At 32.6% G+C, this 4,143-nt stretch carries 7 protein-coding genes and 1 pseudogene; 7 read left to right on the top strand and 1 reads right to left on the bottom strand.

The annotated features are described in order from the left end of the window. From Wcon_RS08595 to Wcon_RS08570, 6 genes and pseudogenes are all read left to right on the top strand, one after another. A pseudogene (locus tag Wcon_RS08595) lies at nucleotides 1–858 on the top strand (phage tail tape measure protein); the annotation flags it as partial. Further along, nucleotides 858–1,196, top strand: coding sequence for a phage tail protein (locus Wcon_RS08590; protein WP_237350123.1), 339 nt, complete (start codon nucleotides 858–860; stop codon nucleotides 1,194–1,196). The pseudogene Wcon_RS08595 and the gene Wcon_RS08590, both read left to right, overlap by 1 nt. Next, nucleotides 1,193–1,402 carry a tail protein X gene (locus Wcon_RS08585; protein WP_114517867.1) on the top strand — a complete coding sequence of 70 codons (210 nt, stop codon included), beginning with the start codon at nucleotides 1,193–1,195 and terminating at the stop codon, nucleotides 1,400–1,402. Before Wcon_RS08590 ends, Wcon_RS08585 begins: the two co-directional genes overlap by 4 nt. After that, nucleotides 1,399–2,364: a phage late control D family protein gene (locus Wcon_RS08580; protein WP_114517866.1), complete on the top strand. Its 966-nt coding sequence runs from the start codon at nucleotides 1,399–1,401 to the stop codon at nucleotides 2,362–2,364. Before Wcon_RS08585 ends, Wcon_RS08580 begins: the two co-directional genes overlap by 4 nt. A 151-nt stretch (nucleotides 2,365–2,515) precedes the next feature. After that, entirely contained in the window at nucleotides 2,516–2,944 is a 429-nt protein-coding gene (locus tag Wcon_RS08575) for an ankyrin repeat domain-containing protein (protein ID WP_338062153.1), read from the top strand. A gap of 141 nt (nucleotides 2,945–3,085) precedes the next feature. After that, nucleotides 3,086–3,292 (top strand): hypothetical protein, encoded by a 207-nt coding sequence (locus Wcon_RS08570; RefSeq protein ID WP_114517864.1) that lies wholly within the window; start codon nucleotides 3,086–3,088, stop codon nucleotides 3,290–3,292. Here Wcon_RS08570 and Wcon_RS08565 read toward each other — a convergent pair whose 3' ends face one another. Continuing rightward, nucleotides 3,293–3,475, bottom strand: a complete 183-nt coding sequence (locus tag Wcon_RS08565) for a phospholipase D-like domain-containing protein (protein WP_410543469.1) — start codon at nucleotides 3,473–3,475, stop codon at nucleotides 3,293–3,295. Between the two features lie 312 nt (nucleotides 3,476–3,787). On the opposite strand from Wcon_RS08565, the gene Wcon_RS08560 reads away from it, so the two are divergent. Beyond that, on the top strand, nucleotides 3,788–4,143 hold a 356-nt coding region (locus tag Wcon_RS08560; RefSeq protein WP_237349973.1), incomplete at its 3' end, for a recombinase family protein.

Genomic DNA, 4,143 nt, shown 5'->3' with positions numbered 1-4,143 from the left:
ATGAATCTAGGGTCAGTAATGTTGCCTACTTTAAATTATGTAGCTGGAAGTTTGAAAGCAATAACAGAGCGTATAGCTTCTTTTGCAGAAAAATATCCAACTTTAACTACGGCAATCATGAGTACTTTAGCAGCTTTGATAAGTTTGAAAGTCTTAGTAGTGGGATTAGGCTATGGAATTACTTTATTAGGAAGTACAATTTTTGGTCTTAAAGCAACAATACTGACAACATTTTCATCTTTATCAAGTATAGTTTTTCCTGCAGTAATAACAGGGCTAAGAGCAATAACACTCGCTGTAATGACTAACCCAATTGGACTTTTAATAGCGAGTCTTGTTGCTGGTGCAGTTTATGTTCTAACTAACTGGCAAAAAGTGAAAGACTTTTTCTCTAGCTTTTGGAAATCACTCATTGAACCTATAGGAAAAGCTTTTTCATGGATGGGAAATACAGTTAGTAGCATATTTGCTGAGAATAGCCCGATTAGAAAATTTGAAAATAATGGAAATTTTGTTAATAAGCTTTCTAAAAATAGCATTTTCAGTAACGGAAACCCATTGACAAGTAATAGTGCTATTAAACAATTTTCAGAAAATAGTAAAGGCAATTTTGAGAGTTTTAAAGTTAAAGGTGTTATAGAAGAAAAAAGAGCTATAGAACAAGAAGAAGTTAAGAAAGCATTCAAGAAAAGTAGATGTGAAAATAGCGAATCGAAAGTACATAACCAAGCATTCTATCAAACGTTTAATATCAACATTAAATCTGAAGATGTGCGCAGTGTTGCTGATGCAGTAATAGAACGATTTAGAGAACAAGCACGTGGGGCACTTTTTGATATAGTTGAAGAGTTACATTGATGTTGCTTGGAAAATGTAAGCTTGAACCAATAAGCCTAAGATACAGTAAAGAAAAAAGGTGGTATACAATTGAATGTATTGAAAAAACGTTGCTACAAAACATTGGCTCAGGAATTGAATGTATTGATCTGACAGGAGTGATTTATCCACGTTATCAGAGTAATGGCTTAGAACAGCTAAAAAATATACGTGATACTCAAGTTCTAGTTGATAATTCAGGAAATGTGCTTGGAAATTTTGTCATTACTAATGTAGAAGAAAAACAGATATTATTTTTTCCTGATGGAAAACCAAGAAAAATTGAGTTTATTTTGAAGTTAAAAAGTTACAATAAATGATTTATTATTACACCAAAGAAAACGAAATGTTAGATTTGATTTGCTGGAAACATTATGGATACAGTAGTGGAGCAGTGGAGGAAATATTGCTTGAAAATCCAGGCCTTGCAAAATACGGAAGCTTTTTGCCCGCTGGATTAAAAATTAAGCTTCCTAAAATTCAGAGAATATTGAAAGAATCTGTTATAAATATTTTAGATGAATGACACCAGATTTTGATATAGTAGCAAAAAATAACCCAGTAACAGAGGTTTTAAAAAAGAGTTTAATATCACTACGTGTCACTGATGGATCAGGTACTACAAGTGACGAAGCTGAGATATGTATTAATTATAGCTCTAGCGCTTTAGAACTTAAGGGTAAATTACAGGTTTTTCTAGGATATAAAGAAACAGGTTTATTACCTATGGGGGTATATAAGGCAAATCAAATTACAATACAAAGTCCACCACAAACTTTAAGAATAAAATGTGACGCTGCAAGTTTAAGAGGATCATTAAAGGAAAGAAAATCAAAGGAATGGAAAGACATTACCTTGGGAGATTTGATTAAAGAAATAGCACAAGAACATGGGTATGAAGGTAAAGTTGCTGAAAGATTTGAAAATATATTTATACCACATACCATTCAAGCAGATGAAAGCGACATGAGTTTTTTGGAAGGATTAGGCAAAAAATATGATGCACTAGTAAAACCAGCAGGAGGATATATAATTTTTATTCCGAAGGGAGAAGCAAGATCAGCGACTGGAAAGATGTTAGGTACAACAGTATTGACACCTAAAGATATTATAAATTGGGAGGTAAATTTTAATGTGCGTAACAAATATGGATCTGTTATTGCAAAATGGCATAGTTATGAAAAGGGAGAAACTATAGAAGAGAAAGTGGGAAATGAGGGCCCAAGTTATACCCTGCAAACGCTTTACTCTACCGCAGGATCAGCAATTAGTGCAGCAGCAGCCAAGTTAAAACAACTAAAACGTAGTACATCAAGTTTAAATGTAACTGTTCCTGGTAATCCAGAATTATTTGCAGAAGCTAAGATCAGCCTTTCAGGATTTTGTCAGGAAATTGAAGGCGAATGGGTAATCAGCAGGGCAGAACATATTCTGAATAATAGAGGATATCAAACTATAGTAGAGGCAAAAGTGAGCAAAGCTATTTAAATGAAACTTAAGCAAATGATTATTTAATTCTAAAAAAATGTTAGACATGAACAAAATAAGTAAGAACATAAAGAATAAGATAAATTTTCTATGGCTTATGATAACAATTATATGTGTTGTTGTTACATGTTGCTATACAAAGAGTAAAGCTGTGAGTAATTATAAAACAGTACTACAAATTGCTTCTGAAAATTGTAACTTAGAGGTTGTAAAACTTTTGGTAGAAAATCTATTAGATGTTAATGTGCAGGTTCCTAAATTAACAGCATTACATTATGCTTCAGAGGCAGGTTGTTTAGAAGTTGTGGATTTTCTAGTGCAAAAAGGAGCTGATATAGGCGCTTCTGGGGGGTATGAGGGATGGACACCGCTGCATTATGCTGCAGATCAAGGACGTTTGGAAATTGTTAAATTTTTATTAGACAAAGGAGCAGATCCTAGTGCTGTAGCTAAAGATGGAAGAACACCTAGAAGCATGGCTGTAATATCAGAAGAACGTAATAAAGATAAAAACAAGCAATACAGAGAAGTAATAAAACTACTTTCCAATGCAGAAGGCTCGCTCAAAAATAGCAAATAAGATCAAAGATATATTGGAGTCATAAGGATCTGCAGAAGAGCAATACGAATTCAAATAGTGACTACCACAGCAAAATATAGAAACTGAACATATTTCTTCTTTTATCAGTAATTTGCAATTACTTTATAATCAGTAAAAAATATGCTAAAAAAAATCCCAATTACAGTAATTATTACCATATTAATCCAAACCGTAGCATTGATATGGTGGTTATCCAAGCTAGACTCAAGGGTACAATTTCACGATAAACTTATTGAATATGGTTTAATGGAAAAAGTATTAGTACTTGAGGAAAGGGTAAAAAATCTTTCTGAGGAATTGGATGAGCTTAAAGCTGATTTAAAGTAATTATTCTTCTACTTTTGGTGTATAAGGATCAGATTGAGATTGACGATCCTTCCAGTTTTCGATGTATTGCTCAACTAATTGAGGATCCCCTGTTATAATCAGTAGATTCTCAGCATTTCTTGATTCAGCTGCATAGGTGAAATTAAAAGAGCCAGTTATTATTTTGTTATCATCAATAATCATTATTTTACTATGAGCAATCGCTGGTTTAAATACACCTACGACAATGTTGCCAACAATTTAAAACTTGAAAAAAGTATTTCCAGAAAACTTTTATGTCCAAAAGTAAGAGCTCCATTTATTTATGACGCTAATGACGAACTAATTATCAGCTTTAATGTAGTGGATTAATAATGAGCATATTATTTAAATGGAATGTTATGAACAGTAAAGAAAGATTTGCCATACGAGTTAGTTATGAACCTGATAGGTTGGCAGAGGTATATTTATTAGACGCCTACACAAAATTAATGCCAGTGCTAAAGTATTCAGTAAATGCAAATAAAAAAGAACTTCAAGGAGGATCAAATGTTAACAGTAAGCTTATATGCAAGAGTTTCTTCAGAAAAACAAGTACAAGAGAATACGATTGCAAGTCAACTTTCAGCTTTAGAAAATAAAATTAAAGCAGATGGGCATGAATTGCTAGATGAACATAAATTCGTTGATAATGGCTATAGTGGATCTAATTTAGTTCGTCCTGCCTTAGAAAAATTACGTAATAAAGTAGCAGAAGGTAAAATTGACATAATCTATATTCATTCTCCTGATCGTTTATCGCGTAAATATGCATATCAGATGGTTTTACTTGAAGAATTACAGAAAGCAAAAGTAGAAGTAATTTTTTTAAA

It is taken from the genome of Wolbachia endosymbiont of Cylisticus convexus (assembly GCF_003344345.1).
Note: the sequence above shows the minus strand (reverse complement) of the source record. Positions and strands in the feature narration are given on the sequence as shown.